17 protein-coding genes are annotated in these 17,789 nt (G+C 62.3%); 6 read left to right on the forward strand and 11 right to left on the reverse strand.

Translation table 11 applies throughout. The annotated features are described in order from the left end of the window. Positions 1-229: 229 nt before the first annotated feature. Together EGK76_RS14775 and EGK76_RS14780 are read left to right on the forward strand one after the other, a co-directional pair. Positions 230-1,297 (forward strand): linear amide C-N hydrolase, encoded by a 1,068-nt coding sequence (locus EGK76_RS14775; RefSeq protein ID WP_123833121.1) that lies wholly within the window; start codon positions 230-232, stop codon positions 1,295-1,297. A 123-nt stretch (positions 1,298-1,420) separates the two neighbouring features. After that, complete coding sequence (locus tag EGK76_RS14780) at positions 1,421-2,602, forward strand: cation:proton antiporter (protein ID WP_123833122.1); 1,182 nt, start codon at positions 1,421-1,423, stop codon at positions 2,600-2,602. Between the two features lie 189 nt (positions 2,603-2,791). Here the strand turns inward: EGK76_RS14780 and EGK76_RS14785 are convergent, their stop codons facing one another. Next, positions 2,792-3,538 carry a hypothetical protein gene (locus EGK76_RS14785; protein WP_096298024.1) on the reverse strand — a complete coding sequence of 249 codons (747 nt, stop codon included), beginning with the start codon at positions 3,536-3,538 and terminating at the stop codon, positions 2,792-2,794. A 140-nt stretch (positions 3,539-3,678) separates the two neighbouring features. Further along, positions 3,679-3,927 (reverse strand): hypothetical protein, encoded by a 249-nt coding sequence (locus EGK76_RS15695; RefSeq protein WP_233580330.1) that lies wholly within the window; start codon positions 3,925-3,927, stop codon positions 3,679-3,681. On the opposite strand from EGK76_RS15695, the gene EGK76_RS14790 reads away from it, so the two are divergent. The 3 genes from EGK76_RS14790 to EGK76_RS14800 all read left to right on the forward strand — a co-directional run bounded on the left by EGK76_RS14790 (position 3,820) and on the right by EGK76_RS14800 (position 6,678). Continuing rightward, the gene (locus EGK76_RS14790) at positions 3,820-4,464 is read left to right on the forward strand and encodes a transposase (RefSeq protein ID WP_342744096.1); all 645 of its coding nucleotides are present in this window, start codon (positions 3,820-3,822) and stop codon (positions 4,462-4,464) included. The genes EGK76_RS15695 and EGK76_RS14790 overlap by 108 nt on opposite strands. A gap of 124 nt (positions 4,465-4,588) precedes the next feature. Beyond that, positions 4,589-5,626: a phosphogluconate dehydrogenase (NAD(+)-dependent, decarboxylating) gene (gene gnd / locus EGK76_RS14795; RefSeq protein ID WP_255409796.1), complete on the forward strand. Its 1,038-nt coding sequence runs from the start codon at positions 4,589-4,591 to the stop codon at positions 5,624-5,626. A gap of 359 nt (positions 5,627-5,985) precedes the next feature. After that, positions 5,986-6,678 carry a transposase gene (locus EGK76_RS14800; RefSeq protein ID WP_123833124.1) on the forward strand — a complete coding sequence of 231 codons (693 nt, stop codon included), beginning with the start codon at positions 5,986-5,988 and terminating at the stop codon, positions 6,676-6,678. Between the two features lie 114 nt (positions 6,679-6,792). Here EGK76_RS14800 and EGK76_RS14805 read toward each other — a convergent pair whose 3' ends face one another. The 8 genes from EGK76_RS14805 to EGK76_RS14840 all read right to left on the reverse strand — a co-directional run bounded on the left by EGK76_RS14805 (position 6,793) and on the right by EGK76_RS14840 (position 16,307). After that, positions 6,793-7,122, reverse strand: a complete 330-nt coding sequence (locus EGK76_RS14805; protein ID WP_158613514.1) for a ribonuclease E inhibitor RraB — start codon at positions 7,120-7,122, stop codon at positions 6,793-6,795. 174 nt (positions 7,123-7,296) lie between these two features. Then, a complete protein-coding gene (locus EGK76_RS14810) occupies positions 7,297-8,037 on the reverse strand; it encodes a restriction endonuclease (protein ID WP_123833126.1) in 741 nt (246 codons plus the stop codon). Between the two features lie 59 nt (positions 8,038-8,096). Continuing rightward, the gene (locus EGK76_RS14815) at positions 8,097-8,822 is read right to left on the reverse strand and encodes a phospholipase D family protein (RefSeq protein WP_123833127.1); all 726 of its coding nucleotides are present in this window, start codon (positions 8,820-8,822) and stop codon (positions 8,097-8,099) included. Positions 8,823-9,251: 429 nt separating this feature from the next. After that, positions 9,252-9,923, reverse strand: a complete 672-nt coding sequence (locus EGK76_RS14820; protein ID WP_123833128.1) for an HNH endonuclease — start codon at positions 9,921-9,923, stop codon at positions 9,252-9,254. Between the two features lie 200 nt (positions 9,924-10,123). Then, positions 10,124-10,897: a hypothetical protein gene (locus EGK76_RS14825; RefSeq protein WP_123833129.1), complete on the reverse strand. Its 774-nt coding sequence runs from the start codon at positions 10,895-10,897 to the stop codon at positions 10,124-10,126. 116 nt (positions 10,898-11,013) lie between these two features. Beyond that, positions 11,014-11,613: a hypothetical protein gene (locus EGK76_RS14830; protein ID WP_123833130.1), complete on the reverse strand. Its 600-nt coding sequence runs from the start codon at positions 11,611-11,613 to the stop codon at positions 11,014-11,016. A gap of 4 nt (positions 11,614-11,617) precedes the next feature. Continuing rightward, positions 11,618-12,640, reverse strand: coding sequence for a DUF262 domain-containing protein (locus EGK76_RS14835; protein WP_158613516.1), 1,023 nt, complete (start codon positions 12,638-12,640; stop codon positions 11,618-11,620). Between the two features lie 22 nt (positions 12,641-12,662). Then, a complete protein-coding gene (locus tag EGK76_RS14840; protein ID WP_123833132.1) occupies positions 12,663-16,307 on the reverse strand; it encodes a methylmalonyl-CoA mutase family protein in 3,645 nt (1,214 codons plus the stop codon). Positions 16,308-16,653: 346 nt separating this feature from the next. Between EGK76_RS14840 and EGK76_RS14845 the strand changes: the two genes are divergently transcribed. Continuing rightward, a complete protein-coding gene (locus EGK76_RS14845) occupies positions 16,654-16,848 on the forward strand; it encodes a hypothetical protein (RefSeq protein ID WP_096297999.1) in 195 nt (64 codons plus the stop codon). A 7-nt stretch (positions 16,849-16,855) separates the two neighbouring features. Here EGK76_RS14845 and EGK76_RS14850 read toward each other — a convergent pair whose 3' ends face one another. Next, a complete protein-coding gene (locus EGK76_RS14850) occupies positions 16,856-17,416 on the reverse strand; it encodes a DUF488 domain-containing protein (RefSeq protein WP_343205624.1) in 561 nt (186 codons plus the stop codon). Positions 17,417-17,789: the final 373 nt, after the last annotated feature.

Below are 17,789 nucleotides of genomic sequence, written 5' to 3' on the forward strand. Positions count from 1 at the left end.
GCGGTTGATAACCTGAGTCGTCATGGACGGAACAAGTTTGCCGGGCCAGACATTGTTCCAACGCGCCTGGTGTCACGACTACGGATCACGCGACTGCAGGCAATTCCTGCCGGTGATCGCTTGACGGCCGGTTCACCAGGACACCGGCCACTGTGAGCGTGCCGTGTCGCCAGTAAGCGGTCGCCCGCAACCGATATGTCCTGGATACGTTCCGTATTTGGAGCTCGTCATGCGCACGATTCCGTTGGCGTTGCGGTATGGACTGGGGCTGTTCCTGTTGGCGGCCACCGCCCTTCCGCCGGTGGCGCAGGCCTGCTCGCGCCTCGTCTATCTGGGCGCGGACGACCAGGTCGTGACCGCCCGCTCCATGGACTGGGACGCTGAAATGCCGACCAATCTCTGGGCCTTCCCTCGGGGCATGCAGCGGTCGGGCGAAGTGGGCCCCAATTCGATCCGATGGACCTCCCGATACGGGAGCGTCATTGCAGCCACCTACGAGAATTCGACCGCCGACGGGATGAACGAAGCCGGGCTGGTCGCCAACGCGCTGTGGCTCGAGGAATCCTCCTATCCCGCCTTTGAAGGCAGCCGGCCGGGCCTCAGCATCGCCGCGTGGGCCCAGTACGTGCTGGACAATTTCGCCACGGTCCAGGAGGCGGTCCAAGCGCTCCAGGCCGAGCCTTTCATCCTCGTCAGCGGCAAACTCCCCGGCCTGGGCGGTGTTGCCACCGTCCATCTTTCGCTCTCCGATGCAGGCGGGGACAGCGCAATCATCGAGTATGTGGATGGCCGGCAAACCATCCACCACAGTCGCGCCTACCAGGTGATGACCAACTCGCCCGCATTCGAGAAGCAGCTGGCGATGCAGGAGTACTGGCAGGAGATCGGCGGCACGGTCTTTCTTCCAGGCACAAGCCGGGCGGCGGATCGCTTCGCGCGCGCCTCCTTCTATGTGCGCACCATCCCGAAGACGCCCAACCCGGTGAAGACGATCGCGAGCGTCTTCAGCGTGATCCGCAACGTCTCCGTGCCCTTCGGCATCAGCTCACCCGACGAGCCCAACATCGCATCGACCCGCTGGCGTACCGTCTCGGACCACAAGCGGCGGCGTTACTTCTTCGAGTCTGCGATCACGCCCAACGTCTTCTGGGTCGATGTGACCCGATTCGACTTCTCGCCTGCCACCGGACGCCCACTGAAGCTCGAGCTGGGTCCGGAGGAAAGCAACATCTATTCCGGCATGGTCAATGCGCAATTCAAGCCCACGGCGCCCTTCCGGTTTGCCGGGTTTCCCTGACCTCCTTCACCGGCGCTGGCGCGTCGAGGGGAAAGTCGGCGGAGGCAATGACTGCTGGAGAACCCTCGACAGCGGTCGGTAAATGTCCCCGCGTGGCACTCGTCCAACAACGGCACCGGCCCCATGAACCAGGATGTCATCTATCTGCTGCTGATCTTCGCGCTGCTGGTCATTCCGCGTGCGATGCAGCGATTCAGTGTGCCGGCACCCTTGACCTGCCTGGGCTTCGGCATCGGCGCGGTGCTGGGGCTGGGTGGCCATGCCCATGACCCGGTGGTGGACGTGCTGGCCATCCTGGGGATCTCCTCGCTGTTCCTGTTCGCCGGGCTGGACGTCGACCTCGCCCAGCTGCGCAAGGGCCTCGGGCCATTGCTGCTGTACCTGCTGATCCGCAGTGCCGCGCTGGTGGTCGTGGCCTGGCTGGCCTGGCACTACGGCCACCTGCCCTGGCAGGCGGCCGGCCTGCTGGCGCTGGCACTGCTGACGCCCTCGACCGGCTTCATCATGGATTCCCTGCCGCAGCTGGGGCTTACCGGGGAGGAAGAGTTCTGGGTCATCAACAAGGCCATCGCCGGTGAACTGTTCGCGCTGGTGATGATGTTCGTGGTGATGCAGGCCGACAACCCGATGCATCTGGGCATGTCCAGCCTGGTACTGGTCGCCATGCTGGTCGGCTTGCCCCTACTGTTCATCGGCCTGGGGCGCTGGGTGGTGCCGCATGCCCCGGGCTCGGAGTTCTCGCTGCTGGTGATGGTGGGCATGCTGGCGGCCTACATCACCTACTGGCTGGGGGTGTCGTACCTGGTGGGCGCCTTCATCGCCGGCCTCGTGGCGCGCCGGCTGCAGCGCGGGATGCCCCTGCTGGCCTCGCACGAGAACCTGCACGCGCTGCGGCTGTTCTCCTCGTTCTTCGTTCCGTTCTATTTCTTCAACGCCGGCACCGAAGTGCCTGGCGATGCCCTGAGCCTGGAAGCACTCGGCTGGGGCGTGGTGATCACCCTGGTGGTGCTGCCGCTGCGCCTGGCCGGGATCATCCTGCAGCGCCGGCTGATCTTCGACGAGAGCCTGCGTTCCAGCATGCGCGTGGCGCTGGCGCTGTCACCGACCTTGATCTTTACCCTGGTGCTGGCCGCCGTGCTGCGCGAGCAGTTCGCCGTGCCAGAGGTGCTGTATGGCGCCCTGCTGTTCTACGCGGCCGTGACCACCCTGCTGCCATCGCTGGTGTTCCGCAGCGCGATGAGTGTGGATCCGCTTCAGAACGAGCGCAGCGGCGACAAGGCTGCTGCGCCGCCCAGGAAGGGCTGATGATGGACGGAAAGATCAGGCACGCCCAGGGCCGACACACGTTCGCGTCAATGTCGAAACCAGGACTCTGCATGTTGTGGGCATCGGGCCGGCGCACGGCCGCACCGGTCGACTGACTGGACCCGACTCGTTAGCGCCCACCGGACGACCTCGAGCGCGCCCAGCCTGCGTGCACCCGACATGCAACCGCTACTCGTCCTGCACCGCCGCGATGCGGCCGTCCGCAATCTTCCACAGTCCCTCTTCGGTGGTCACGTAGAGCGGTTTGCCGCTCCACAGGCTCCAGAACACGTGCACCTCGGTCGCGACCGGATCCAGCAGATGGGTCATGATCATCGCCGCCGCATCACGAGCAGGGCTGAGGGTGATGCAGGTGTTTGTATACCGGCGCCAGTCGACCATCTCTGCACCTCGTGTTTCCACGCGAAACGAGCCGCCGATCGGAACTGCACCGCGTGACGGCGTGCGCAGCAGATACACGACCCATTCGTTGTCCTTGCTGGAGGGCAGCGTGATCGTGCCGTAGTTGCGCCCGCACCGGGGAAGGTCCACGTTGAGCGCTGTGCTGCGCGCCAATGCGGCCGCCGCTTCAGTGGCCGACAACGGTGATGGCTCGGGCAGCGCTGTGAGCGGGGACACCAACGTGCCATCCGCCGCCACCGTGGCCCGGTACAGCGCCGCGGGTGTCGCGTCGATCACGGTCACCACGACCTGTCCATTGCGGCCTTCCGTGATCTCGCCCGCGATGCGGCGATCCCGAAGCATAGCGCGGTTCTCCTGCATCACGTCCTGCACGGTCGCCAACGCGCGTGCATGCTGGTACAGGACCCGACCATTGGCTTCAGCGGCCGCAATATCCGATGCGTAGGCGCGGTCGTCCACTTGCTGGGCCAGAACCGGCGCTGCGAGGGCCAGAAGCCCGGTCAGCACGGCCATCCCGAGCCATCGGTAGGTAACGGCAGCGGTGCACGGATCTAGTTGGGTAGCCATTCTCTTCCCCTAGTTGGATGTGGATGTTGGCAAGCGCGATGATGCCTGGACTTACATTTCCGGCGGGCGGCCGAACGGGGTCATGTTCACTTTCCCCGACGCGTCGATCGTTTGATCGGCCAGCCTTCTGCGGAGTCCACCGATGCGCGCGCCGCGTCCGGAGTGCCACGCTGACCCGAATGGCTCGCCTGCCCCGCCTCGATCTGCCCGACATTCCGCAGCACATCGTGCAGCGCGGCAACAATCGCCTGCCGTGCTTCCTCGACGATGGTGACCACCTGCGGTATCTGCAGGCCCTGCAGGAGGCGCTGATGGCGACCGGCGTGCAGCTGCATGCCTACGTTCTGATGGACAACCACGAGCATTTATTGGCCACGCCGACCACAGCTGGCGATATCGGGCGACTCATGCAGCGGCTTGGACGCCAGTACGCCGGTTTGTTCAATGCCCGTCACCGTCGCACCGGCACGCTTTGGGAGGGCCGCTACAAGTCGTGTCTTGTCGATAGCGAGCGTTACGTGCTGACCTGCCAGCGCTACATCGAACTCAATCCAGTACGTGCCCGCATCACCGACGATGCGGCCGCCTGGCGCTGGTCCAGTTGCGCCGCCCATCTGGGCCAACGCAACGGATCGATGCTGACGCCCCACCCGGCCTGGCTGGCACTCGATACCGATCCGTTAATGCGTGCACGCCGTTGGCGGGAGATGCTCGACGAAGCCGTGAACGGAGAAGACCTCACCGCGATCCGCGAGTACCTGCAACAACAGCGCGCCTGGGGCCGCGACGATTTCCGCGCCATGGTCGAAGCCAAAACCAGACGTTTCGCTGGCGTCCGTCCTGCTCATCGACCAAGCAAGACGGATAGGTGAACCTGACCCCGTTACTCCCCCGCTTCGCTCATCAAAGCGGAGAAGTGCCACCGGGCACCGTTGTGCGACGATCCGCCTTGCAGCCCGTGCCCGCTCGGCGCACCGTTGCAGCAGCGCAGCCATCATCCACCCGGCTGCAGACGCATACGACCCAAGAACCGTTTTTTCGAGGGAGACAGGCACCATGCAGATCGGAGTGATCGGCCTTGGCCGGATGGGCGGCAATATCGCGCGTCGTTTGATGCGCGGCGGCCACGACGTCGTGGGCTTCGACCAGAACACGGCAGCCACCAGCGCGCTGGCTGATGAAGGCATCGCAGTCACCAGGTCGCTCGACGAGCTGGCCGCCCGACTGCGGGAACCCCGTATTTTCTGGATCATGCTGCCGGCGGGCGCCATCACCGAGTCCACGATCGAGGCGCTGATTCCGCTTGCCGCGCCCGGCGACATCTTCATCGACGGCGGTAACAGCTTCTACAAGGACGACATCCGCCGGGCCAAGGCCTGCGCCATGCAACATCTCCACTATGTCGATGTCGGCACCTCGGGCGGCGTCTGGGGGCTGGAACGCGGCTACTGCATGATGATCGGCGGCGAGAAAGCGGTGGTCGAACGTCTCGATCCGATCTTCGAAACGTTGGCACCGGGCCATGGCGAGTTGCTCCGTACCCGCGGCCGCAGCGGCCCCGTCAAACCGTCCGAGCGCGGTTACATCCATGCGGGACCCGCCGGCGCAGGCCACTTCGTCAAGATGGTCCACAACGGCATCGAGTACGGCCTGATGCAGGCCTACGCCGAGGGCTTCGACATCCTCAAGGGCAAGGCATCGGAGAAGCTGCCCGAGGAGGAGCGGTTCGATATCGATCTGGCGGAGGTTGCGGAGGTCTGGCGGCGGGGCAGCGTGATCTCCTCGTGGCTGCTCGACCTGTGCGCATCGGCCCTTGCCGATGACCCGCGTCTCGCCGGATTCTCGGGAAACGTCTCCGACTCCGGCGAAGGCCAGTGGACGATCGACGCCGCGATGGAAGAGGCCGTGCCCGCCTACGTGCTGTCTGCCGCGTTGTTTGCCCGCTATCGCAGCCGCGTCGATACCACCTTCGGCGATCAGCTGCTGTCGGCGATGCGCTTCGGCTTCGGTGGGCATGTCGAGATGCCGCAGTAATCGACAACGGTCCAGGGACATGCCGGAAACCCGCACGGCACACGCTCACGCAGTAGCCCGGGCCCGGCGCATGTGACCGCTGAAGACGTGCGTCGCCATCTGGCGCGGCCCGCCGGACGAAGCGCTGGCCGGACAGCTGTTCGACGGGATCCGCGAGTCTCTGCGACCGCGCGCCAAGGGCCACGACGACTTCAGCGTAATCGTCGAACCCAGGACCCGCCGCGCTGCAGGTACCTGCGCGGCGCATCTGACGTAACGGAGCCGGGTTTACTTCTCAGACACAGCATCCGCATGTTCGACGCGTGCCAAGCGGGATTCGCTGATCAAAGCCAAGCAACTGACGCTTCACGCTGGCCGGCATGGCCCGCCTACCCCGCTTTGATCTCCCCGGCATTCCCCAGCACGTCGTGGAGCGTGGCAACAACAGGTTGCCGTGCTTTCTCGACGATGACGACCGGCTGCACTACCTCACCCTGCTGCGGGAAGCTTTGCTTGCCACCGGCGTTCAACTGCACGCCTACGTGCTGATGGACAACCACGTGCATCTGCTGGCCACGCCCGCAGCCGCCGGGGACATCGCCCGATGCATGCAGCGGCTCGGGCGGCAGTATGTCGGCCAGTTCAACGCCCGCCACCGCCGCACCGGCACGCTCTGGGAAGGCCGCTACAAGGCGTGCCTGGTCGACAGCGAGCGGAACCTGCTGACCTGCCAGCGCTATATCGAACTCAACCCCGTGCGCGCGCGCATCATCGATGATCCCGCCGCCTACCGATGGTCAAGTTGCGCGGCCCATCTGGGACAGCGCACCCGCTCGTTGCTCAGCCCACACCCCGCGTGGCAAGCGCTTGGCGAGGACACGCAAGCACGCGCCCAGGCGTGGCGGGGGCTTCTGGACGAAGCGATCGGCGACGACGAGTTGGCCGAGATCAGGTGCTACCTCCAGCAACAGCGCGCATGGGGCCGCGACGACTTCCGCGCCATGGTGGAAGCAAAGACAGAACGCTTCGCCGGCGTTCGTCCTGCTCATCGACCGAGCAAGGCGGATAAGTGAACCTGCTCCCGTTATTGGAAGGACAAATGAACCTGGCACCGTTACTTCCGCTATTCGCACTCACCCGATATCGGACGAGGTGGGCACGGACACCAGCCCGCCCAGCCGGCACCCTCAGGCAGCGACCACGTTCATGCCATCGTAGTCGGCAATCTCGAACTGCTCGGCGATGGCGTAAAGCGCTTCAACCCTTGCCTGCAGCGATTCCGGGGTGTGCTGCTCGAGTTTGTCCACCTGCAGGTAGAAGAACGGATCCTCTTCGCCGTCCGGCTCGGTGATGCCGACCACCGTATAGCCCAACGACTCCATGTGTTGCGCCACCGGAAGCAGCGCTTCGCCATCCTCGTCGACGAAGAAGAACGACCAGCGGCAGACCTCGTCGATGCTCCAGTTCTTGCCCGCCTCGATGTTCTTCTGCCGCGTGTCGGAGAAAAACGCCTGCATCATTTCCTTTGTAATCATGAAACCGGGCACGCCGTGCTGGCGCCTGGATGTGGCGCAGGGCGAGTATCGGGCATCGGCTACCGTCTGCCTACCGGGGCGTAATGGGTAACGGAGTCCGCTTACGGGCTCGCAATCAAGGGAACTGACCTCGTTATCGCCCGACTCCGCTTGCCATCAGGGCGCCAAATCAATCTCCGGGGTGGTTTCCCGCAAGATTTCCATGGACTCCCGGTTTCGACGCTCCCATTCCTGCACCGACATAGTCGGCTTGGAAACACGCTCCACGTGCGGTTTGACGATCTCCGCGCGCGCCCGGGTCTCTGGAGGGGGTGAAGGTGCGGGTCTGGCAACAGGTTGCACGGCGGGCTGCGCGGGCGCAGGCGCAGCGTCCGCCCGGGAATTGAAACGGGAACACTGCCACAGCATCGTGATTGCAGCGAACATCACAGCGACCACGACTCCGGCTCCGTCCGTGCGATCCCGGCGACGGTCCGTGCGTCTTTGCCCCCCGAGAGTGGCATCGACCGGCTTCCACACTGCCTCCGTTGCCGCAGCCGCAAGCTCGGGAAACCAACGGCGCACCTCATCACCGTCAACAAGCTGCAGGCGGCCCTCCCGCTGCGCACTGCGACGTGCGGCTTCGGTGAACTCGCCACTGTTGACCACGATTGCACCGGTGGCACCTTGCGTACACATGACGCCGATCAGCTCGTGGCCCACGTTGTGGGTGACCTGATATGCATTCTCGCGCTTGCACTGGACAACGATGTACTCGTCGCCACGTCGTAACTTGAGGTCGATTCCGCCGTCGAAATGGGCCCCGCCGTGTCCAACTCGCTCGACGTGATAGCCCTGCCGGCGATAGTGATCGGCAACTTTGGCCTCGAAGTCCGCAGGAGACAGTTGCGCGAGCATATCGCCCCTGCGATTCCGAACCGCAAGACGATCCTTCCTCCAGTGACCGCCCCTCACCGTCAAACCGTGAAGCTCTCTGGCCAGAGGAAGTAGGGCCCAAACCGTGGGCTCATCCTGAATTCCCCACCAGCCTGCTTGCCCGCCTCGGTCAAGTAATGCTTGCCATCCCGCACTTCCATCAGACCCGCCGTTGCGAGCTTGTCCAACAAGTCCTGCGTTTTAAAACCCAACTTGCGCGCAAGTTTCGACGACGTGAGCTTGCTCCCGTCGCCGACTTCGCCTTCCGCGTCGGAGGCCGTCGTCGATTCGAGCTCTTCCGCCGATTCCTCACTGCTGGGCACGCGCTCCATCGAAATCCGCACCTCGTCGCTGATGCGGATGATGCGTTGCGCCTCCTCATAGGCATCCCGGTAGAGATCGGCATCTTCCCCACGCCTGATCAGGATGCCCATCTCGTTGTTGTTGACCTGGCTGAACTCGTAGAGATTGAGGCTGGTCACGATGCACAGCTCTTCGTTCAAATAGCACTTCGCGTGCAGGTTCTTGCAAAAACTCGTCCGGATGTAGGACTGCTCACGGAGCCACGTAATCTCGGCAGGCTGCAGCTCGCTCTTGCCGTACACGATGCGGACGTCGATCTTGAGCCGATTCTTGTCAGCCAGCAGTTCCTTCACCCGGTCGTTGAGCTTCAGGTACGGGCTGATCAGGGTCAGTCGGTCCTTCGCATCCTTGATCAGCTCTTCAAGGAAATAGTTGGTCGCGCTCGTATTGAGAAATTTCGCCATGAGAATCCCTTCCTTCTACAGACAACCCTTCTGACACATTGTCGGTACCGCTTCGAGGCGCCCATCTCGCGACTGACCCTACGCTACCGCGCGCCAATGGAATGTCCTGGGCAGCTCTAATGATCTGCACTGCAGCAGCTCGCACAGCACATCCAAGATAAGTGAAACTGACCCCGTTATCCAGAGACACTGGCCGGAAGAAGCATGGAGGTCAGGTCGCGCGGGCGGCCGAGGTCGGCGCCGGCTGGAAAATGAACATGACCCCTTTGTTAGGCCTGCGTCACCGTTCGCGCGGCGTCATCCTCGTTAAGTAAACCTACCCCTGTTAACCCGGACCCCGTTAATCCGAGCGTAAAGCATCGGTGTAGGCATGCGCCCCCAGCGCAAAAGGGTGGCGTGATGCAGCGTTCGAACAGCGAAGAGTAGCGCTCACCAGACTTCGCAGCGGGTATGCATCAGGTTGTTCGATACCTGGACGGCCCTGCGAAATGCAGTGCTCTTATCGGCAGCGCCTTTGAGCAAGGACGGCTCGTGACTGTAAGCCAGGCCCGCAAGACGGTAGAGGTCGGGCGCAATTTGATCTGCGTAGGCTTGGTTGCAGTTCGCGCACAGCGTGATCATGTTTCGGCTTGCCGTCTCCCCACCGGCAGAGAACGGCCAGATGTGTTGGAGCGTTAGGTTTAATTCCGAGCCGCAAACGCGGCAGGCGTTTCCGTCTCTAGCAAGTACTTGCCGCTTCGCCTTTCCCCGGTAGCTTCGCATCAGTGTCTTCGGCGATGCGATTTCTACATCTGTAAACGATCCCAAAGCAGATTTCAGACACCTTCGACTGCGCAGCCAAGTTGCCATGTGTCTTTGTGCAAATGCTGATTCGAGCACAGCCCATCCTTGGAGATAGAGCCAGCGCCCATAGGATGCCTCCGAGTCGACAAGCCCGAGGTCCTGACCAAGTTCTCTCATTGCCTGAGAGAACTTAGCAACATCCACTTCCGACGGCTGTCGCCTTTCAAATCGTTCATCAACGCCTTTGATGTAGTGGGAGTAAGTGCTGAAGTAGGCGTAGCCACCGCACACCTGCCTCAATTCCATTGCATAGGCCAATGCTTTCAGATCCTCTGGTTCACAGCTTCAAGATTTTTTCGTCGCATCACTAGACCGGCGAGCCCGAAAATAAAATTAAAAGTTGATGCCTCGTGCAGCAAATATACTGATCCGCCCCCTGCCTCTTTCCGCGCCATCCTAGATAAGCGAACCTGACTCCATATATTCGGTTAAGTGAACCTGACCCCGTCATTCCTCGTTTACTTCCACCACCAAAGATAGGCTTGGTAGATCCCGAGAGGTATGGATGCAAGTGCGCCAAATAGAGCAACCCCCCTCGTTAGTCTGCTCTCGAAGGTTCGATCTAACCAGACACCAAGCTCGCGATTCGCGGTAACTAGCTTCCCACGAATGAATCGATTGAACGCTTTGGATATAAAACCCGTCTTCGCGTGGGTTGAATTATGCATGCGCAGAAATTCATTTTGCTCAAACGCCAGAACCTCCTCTTCTCCGCCAAGAAAGTCCCGATGCACCCCCCCATTCAACTCCATCAAACTTCTGAGGCGCGGATGCGCGGCATATCCATCCCCAAAATGCTCGGCAAAAATGTCATTTAAATTCACGCGTCTATCCACTGGGATTTCAGGAGGCGTCGCGTTGGTTAGCACCCGGTAGCGATGTTCAAGATGCTCAAAACCAAACGTAAGGTTACGCATGTTCCAGTGGACCCAGTACTTCTGACGATTGTTCGCGATGAACTGGAAGAAGCTTCGCAGAAGCTGACGCTCTACGGCGTCGAAATTGCCCCGAACTTCTTCGCGTGATATACCCAGCTCCTCGGCGATGGCATGGGTGGAAAAGCTAAGAGACTGCCCGCTCCCAAGATGGGATACGATGATGGATGTAATTCTCGGCGACATACTTTCTCGATTGTCGTCGTAAAGGCTCTGGCAGGAATAGTGGATGACGAAAAATTCATGCGGCTCTTTTCTCGCACGTTTACGCAACTGTCTGCCGCTCGAAATCCCCATTGAACTACCACTCATAGAACCCCCCCATTCCACCGAGATATGTCAATGAAATTAATTAAACATGTGACCCGGATAGCTGCTCCGATCCGACGGATTTCTGCAGGCCAGCGCCTCCTCTAGATGCGAGCCAAGTCCTTCGCAAACACTCTCGCAAAAATTATGGCTTGATCCAAGAGACTCGGTGCGAACCTTCTTGAGAGCAACAACTGCCCCGGCGTTATGTTGGGCAATGCTGCGCCGTAATGGTGGGTGACCACCGGCCGAAATTTCTTGCTCGTGTCCGCGTTGCCGTGCGCAATGTGATTTCGCACGCGCCGCCACCTGTCCAGCTCAGCCTCGTGCGCCAGAATTGTTGAATAAATGGGGTCGGCTGGAGCAATCACGTGTCTCACGTTGTTCCGGATGTCTCCCCCAATCGTCCATTTCAATTCGATCGATTTCGCCCGGCCATGCCTGCGAAGATTTGAAATAGCGACCACTCGATTGGCGGAAGCGATCAGCAAGCTTGGCGGGGTGCCATCTGCGTAGCTGGTGCCGCAAGCGATGCGAACTGTTACATCTTCCAGGTACGCTTCAAGACGAAAGAAGAGCCGAAGCAGCACTAATTCGGCGAGTGCCTTCTGCACTTCCACCGCACCGGCGCCCGTAGGTCGAACCAACACAGCCTTGTCGATCGCAGTTGCAAATCGCCCATACACACTGGGAAGAGTGAGCATCTGATTAGGACGTCAGTTGCCCCCGAATGTACTCATCTCTTATCTGCCGGGACTTGATGCGATGGGGATTCGACAAGCACGCGATAACGAACTCAGCCTCCAATTCTGAGCGATCAGAAATCGAGACATCCGCACTAAACCTCTCATCGATGTGCCAAATTGCACGCTCCAATCGATCTAAAGGGATAGGCGCACCATCTGGTGCATCTAGGATCAAGAAGAGAGAGAAGAACAGAGGGGCACGACTGAAGATCGTTTCGGTGATCGCCTTCTTTTCCATGCTCAAGATTCGCCTAAATACCAACTCGCTTCTTAGCTCTAATTCTTCCCTGAGCGGAAAAGATTCGTCGAAATCCTTATAAAACTTATCGATACGCGAGGCGCTATAATCTTGAAGCCCTTCAACCATATTGATTGCCAGTTCTGAAACGAACTGAACTTCGGCCATGCGCGCAATATCGTTTGAGCTAAAGATACCGTAATCACGCCAAATCTTCACCCGCTTAGACGCCTCGCCCAAACTGAATTGCTTGAATTCACCTCCAAACTTGGCGTTTCGCTTCTCTTGCAGGTTGAGATTTTTGCTGATCGAATTCAATCTGCCGAAAATTTCGATTACATCGGGATCGGTGGCTCCGACTAGATAACCGACCGAGATACTTGTAAGCCGGAGCCTCTCCTGCTGGGACTTACTCAGCTCACCGTATCTGACTAATTTCTTGTGATCGGGGTGGCGGGCCGCGAACTGCCCTCCAAGATACTCAAGTATTGCCTTAATCCTTTGCTGACCGTCGACAACCTCCTTAATGCTTTTTTCTTTCTCCAGATCTAGCGAGTGCCGAATATAGATAGTCGGAATAGGCTTCTGCTCGAAAATCGTGTTGATTAGATATGACTTCTGCGGACGATTCCAAACCTCGCGACGCTGGTACCACGGGTTTAGATCAAGCTCACTTCTCGCAGCCATCCCCTGAATATCTTGGACCACAAGTGATTCGTAACTTACCCGATCCATTTCGTTCCCCAATAATCTATCCAAGACATCGCAATTACATATTCCGCCGATATTCCCCGCCCACGTCATACAACGCATGGCTGATCTGCCCAAGGCTATGCGTCTTCACCGCTTCCACCAGCGCTTCGAACACATTGCGCCTCTCCCGCGCAGCGTTCTGAAGATACGCGAGGTTTTCGGTTTCTGAGGCGTCAGCGCTAAGAGCGCCCTCACCCCGGCCCTCTCCCGTGGGGAGAGGGGGAGAAGCGGAGGCATCGGCGGCGGACAGAACGACGGCATTGCGCCCTTCCTGCCAGTTCCGCACGTTCTCGATCTGCTGCCCCTTCTCTTCCTCGGTGCTGCGGATCAGCTCGATCTCGGTGGCGACCTCGCCTGCATGTTCCTTGGGCAGGAATGTATTCACGCCCACCAGCGGCAGCGAGCCGTCGTGCTTCTTGTGCTCGTAATACAGCGACTCTTCCTGGATCTTGCCGCGCTGGTACATGGTGTCCATGGCGCCGAGCACGCCGCCGCGATCGCTGATGGCCTCGAACTCCTTGTAGACGGCCTCTTCCACCAGGTCGGTGAGCTGGTCGACGATGAAGCTGCCCTGCCAGGGGTTCTCGCAGAAGTTCAGCCCCAGCTCCTTGTTGATGATCATCTGGATGGCCACCGCGCGGCGCACGCTTTCTTCCGTGGGCGTGGTGATGGCTTCGTCGTAGGCGTTGGTGTGCAGGCTGTTGCAGTTGTCGAACAGCGCGTAGAGCGCCTGCAAGGTCGTGCGGATGTCGTTGAACTGGATCTCCTGCGCGTGCAGGGATCGGCCGCTGGTCTGGATGTGGTACTTCATCATCTGGCTGCGTTCGTTGGCGCCGTAGCGCTCGCGCATGGCGCGCGCCCAGATGCGGCGGGCGACGCGGCCGATGACGGTGTACTCCGGGTCCATGCCGTTGGAGAAGAAGAACGACAGGTTGGGCGCGAAGTCGTCGATCTTCATCCCGCGCGCCAGGTAGTACTCGACGATGGTGAAGCCATTGCTCAGGGTGAAGGCGAGCTGGCTGATCGGGTTCGCCCCGGCCTCGGCGATGTGATAGCCGCTGATCGACACCGAGTAGAAGTTGCGGACCTTGTTGTCGACGAAGTACTGCTGGATGTCGCCCATCATGCGCAGGGCGAACTCGGTGCTGAAGATGCAGGTGTTCTGGGCCTGGTCTTCTTTGAGGATGTCGGCCTGCACGGTGCCGCGCACGGTGGCCAGGGTCTCGGCCTTGATGCGGGCGTAGGTCTCGGCGTCCACCAACTGGTCGCCGGTCATGCCCAGCAGCGCCAGGCCCAGGCCGTCGTTGGTGGGCGGCAGTTCGCCGTGGTAGCGGGGACGCTCGCGGCCTTCGAAGAAGGCATCGATCTTCGCCTGGGCATCGTTCCAGCGGTCCGGGTCGGCCTTGAGGTACTTCTCCACCTGCTGGTCGATGGCGCAGTTCATGAACATGGCCAGGATCATCGGCGCCGGGCCGTTGATGGTCATGGAGACGGACGTGGTGGGCGCGCACAGGTCGAAGCCCGAATAGAGCTTCTTCATGTCGTCCAGGGTGGGCACGTTGACGCCCGAGTTGCCGATCTTGCCGTAGATGTCCGGGCGCGGCGCCGGGTCTTCGCCGTACAGCGTCACGCTGTCGAAGGCGGTGGACAGGCGCGCGGCGGGCTGGCCGACGCTGAGGTAATGGAAGCGGCGGTTGGTGCGCTCGGGCGTGCCTTCGCCGGCGAACATGCGGATCGGGTCCTCGCCGCTGCGGCGGTAGGGGTAGACGCCGCCGGTGTAGGGGTAATAGCCCGGCAGGTTTTCCTTGCCCAGGAAGGTCAGCAGCTCGCCCCAGCTCTTGTAGGTGGGCGCGGCGATCTTGGGGATCTTCTGGTGGCTGAGCGATTCGCGGTAGTTCTCGACGCGGATGGTCTTGCCGCGCACCTGGTACTCGGTCACTTCGTCGGTGATCGACTTCAGGCGGGCGGGCCATTCGCGAAGGTTGCGCAGGTTCTCGCTGGTCAGCGCCTGGACGGCATCGTTGTAGCGCTGGCGCAGGGTGAGGAGGGTGCGGTCGGCTTCAAAAGCGCCCTCATCCGCCCTGCGGGCACCTTCTCCCGCAGGCGGGAGAAGGGTGTTTTTCGCGGCGGGGACGAGGTCGGCGCCGTCGTAGAGGTCGAGCTGCCTGGGCAGCTTGTCATCGCCGAGTTCGTGCAGCGCCTGCCAGAAGGATTGCGCGCGGTCGGCGGCCTCGGCCTGCTTCTCGATGGAGGCGTTGATCGCCCTGCCCTGCTCGGCGATCTCGGCGAGGTAGCGCACGCGGGCGCCGGGGATGAGCACGGTGGCGCGCGGCTCCTTGAGCGAGGTGTCGAGGCTGGGCTGGAAGCTGCACTGCCCTGCATTGCCGGCGCCGGTCTTCTCGCGCAGCAGGCGGCACAGGTTGGCGAACATCCAGCTGATGCCGGGGTCGTTGAACTGGCTGGCGATGGTCGGATAGACCGGCACGTCCTCGTCGGCCATCTGGAAGGCCAGGCGGTTGCGCTTCCACTGCTTGCGCACGTCGCGCAGCGCGTCCTCGGCGCCGCGCTTGTCGTACTTGTTGAGCACGATGAGCTCGGCGAAGTCGATCATGTCGATCTTCTCCAGCTGGCTGGCCGCGCCGTAGTCGCTGGTCATCACGTACATCGGGAAATCGACGAGATCCACGATCTCCGAATCCGACTGGCCGATGCCGGCGGTTTCCACGATCACCAGGTCATAGCCCAGCCCCTTGAGGAAACCGATGCAGTCCTTGAGCACGGCGTTGGTGGCGACGTTCTGGCGGCGGGTGGCCATCGAGCGCATGTACACGCGCTGCGAGCGCAACGAGTTCATGCGGATGCGGTCGCCCAGCAGCGCACCACCGGTGCGGCGGCGGGTGGGATCGACCGAGACCACGGCGATGCGCATCTGCGGGAAGCTGGCGAGGAAACGGTTCAGCAGCTCATCGGTAACCGAACTCTTGCCGGCGCCGCCGGTGCCGGTGATGCCGATGACCGGCGCGGGGCCTTCATGCGCCGCCGCGCCCGAGGCCCACTGCTTGCGCAGCATCGCCAGCTCGGATTCGGAATACACGCCGTCTTCCAGCGCCGAGAGCACGCGGCCGATGGCGATCTCGTCGTCCAGCGCCGGGCGGGTGCTGGCAGGTTCGCGGGTGGCCGCGGCGTGCGCGTCGCGCGCACCGGACACGCGGGACACCACGTCCTCGATCATCTCCACCAGGCCCATCTTCATGCCGTCGTTGGGGTGGTAGATGCGCTCGACGCCATAGGCCTCGAGTTCGCGGATCTCTTCCGGGGTGATCGTGCCGCCACCGCCGCCGACCACGCGGATATGGCCGGCGCCGCGCTCGCGCAGCATGTCGACCATGTACTTCATGTACTCGACGTGGCCGCCCTGGTAGCTCGACAGTGCGATGCCGTCGGCATCCTCCTGCAGCGCGGCGCGCACCACGTCCTCCACCGAGCGGTTGTGGCCGAGATGGATGACCTCGGCGCCCTGCGACTGGATGAGCCGGCGCATGATGTTGATGGCGGCGTCGTGGCCGTCGAACAGGCTGGCGGCGGTGACGAAGCGCAGGGGCGTGGCGTCGGTCTCGGGGGCGGTTTCGTTGGAATCGATGTGAGTGGCCGGCGTGCTCATGGCGCGCTCCTGCGGGGAAAAAAGATGCGTCGATTGTAGCGGCCGGGCCGTGGCGGTTTCGGCTGAAAATATGCTGCACTGCGGCATTCGGCGGCAGCGGAATGTCTCCGGCTGCGGGCGGTTCCGGATAGCGGGTGGTATGCACGCCGTGGGCGGCCCCCGACTATCCGCAGCCCGCCTTCCGGCGGCTGGGTGTTGGGTGGCATGTGTTGTCCTGCATCGGGGCAGTGACTGCAGCCAAACACGCTGCAGTGCGGTCATTACGCCAGGCTGCACCGCGGCGCCGTGCCGGCCGCTTGACGCCCCCAGGGGCAGCATCGGCCGCGTCCATTCCCGACCGGCCGCCATGACCCCACTCGACAAAGCCCTCAAGCGCGAACTGCAGATCGGCGATACGCCGTATGTGCTGACCATCGACCCGGACGGCCTGAAGCTGGTGCCCAAGGGCAAGCGCAAGGGGCTGGAACTGAAGTGGACCGATCTGGTCAGCGGCGATGCGGCGCTGGCGACGGCGCTGCAGGCCTCGCTGAAGACGCGCTGATTCCGGATCAGAACAGCCCGCCCTGCGCTGGCGGATAGATCACGCTGCCGTCTTCGGCACGTGCGTCGGGATGCATCACATGCGGCTGCACGTGCCTGGCGTCGAGGATGTGGCAGACCCGGGTGCCGCGCGCGGTCAACAGGTCGGAGATCAGGCGCCTGTGGCAGCGCCACCACAGCGCTTCGGCGCACATCAGCGCGGTGCGTCTGGACGCCGCCAGCTCGAGCGCGGCGGCAAGGCCCTCGGCGAACTCGGCGCTGGCCATGTGGTCGGCGTAGCCCTGGAACGCGGCATTGCGCCAGGCGCCGTTGGGCGAACCGGCCTGCGCGCGGCGTCGGCCACCGAGCTGCGGCAGCCAGAGATAGGCGACACCCGTCTCGGGCAAATGTTCTGCCATGGCCTCGGACGCGAACCATGGATAACGCTTCGAGCCGGGAAAGCGGCGCACGTCGACGACCGCGTCGATGCCCTGGCCTTGAAGCAGCGCCAGGAACTCGTCCCAGCTGCGCGTGGAGTGGCCGATGGTCCAGATGGTGGCGACGGCGGGTTGGGCTTCGATAACGGACACGCTGGAATGCCGGGCGGAAGGCGCCATTCAAACGAAGTGCGCGTCGCAGGGGCGTAGGGCGGCGCCGCGGCGAATGGCCCCTTGCCCGGGACAGTGCTTGGGGACGTGGCTTAAGCCCCTCTCCCGGGGAGAGGGCTGGAGGCTGCTCAAGCCCCTCTCCCCCCGGGAGGGGGCTGGAGGCTGCTCAAGCCCCTCTCCCCCTGGGAGAGGGGTTGGGGTGAGGGCAGCCGGCCCGGCGATCCCTGAGCCAGCGCGCGCGCCTCACAGGTGTCCCCTCTGGCTGCGTCACCCTCCGGAAAGTTCAAGGGGGCGTCCCCACCCTCACCCGCCGCGCTTCGCGCGTCGGCCTCTCCCTGAGGGAGAGGCGCGAGGC

The sequence above is a fragment of the Luteimonas sp. 100069 genome, from assembly GCF_003813845.1.
Classification (GTDB): domain Bacteria; phylum Pseudomonadota; class Gammaproteobacteria; order Xanthomonadales; family Xanthomonadaceae; genus Luteimonas; species Luteimonas chenhongjianii.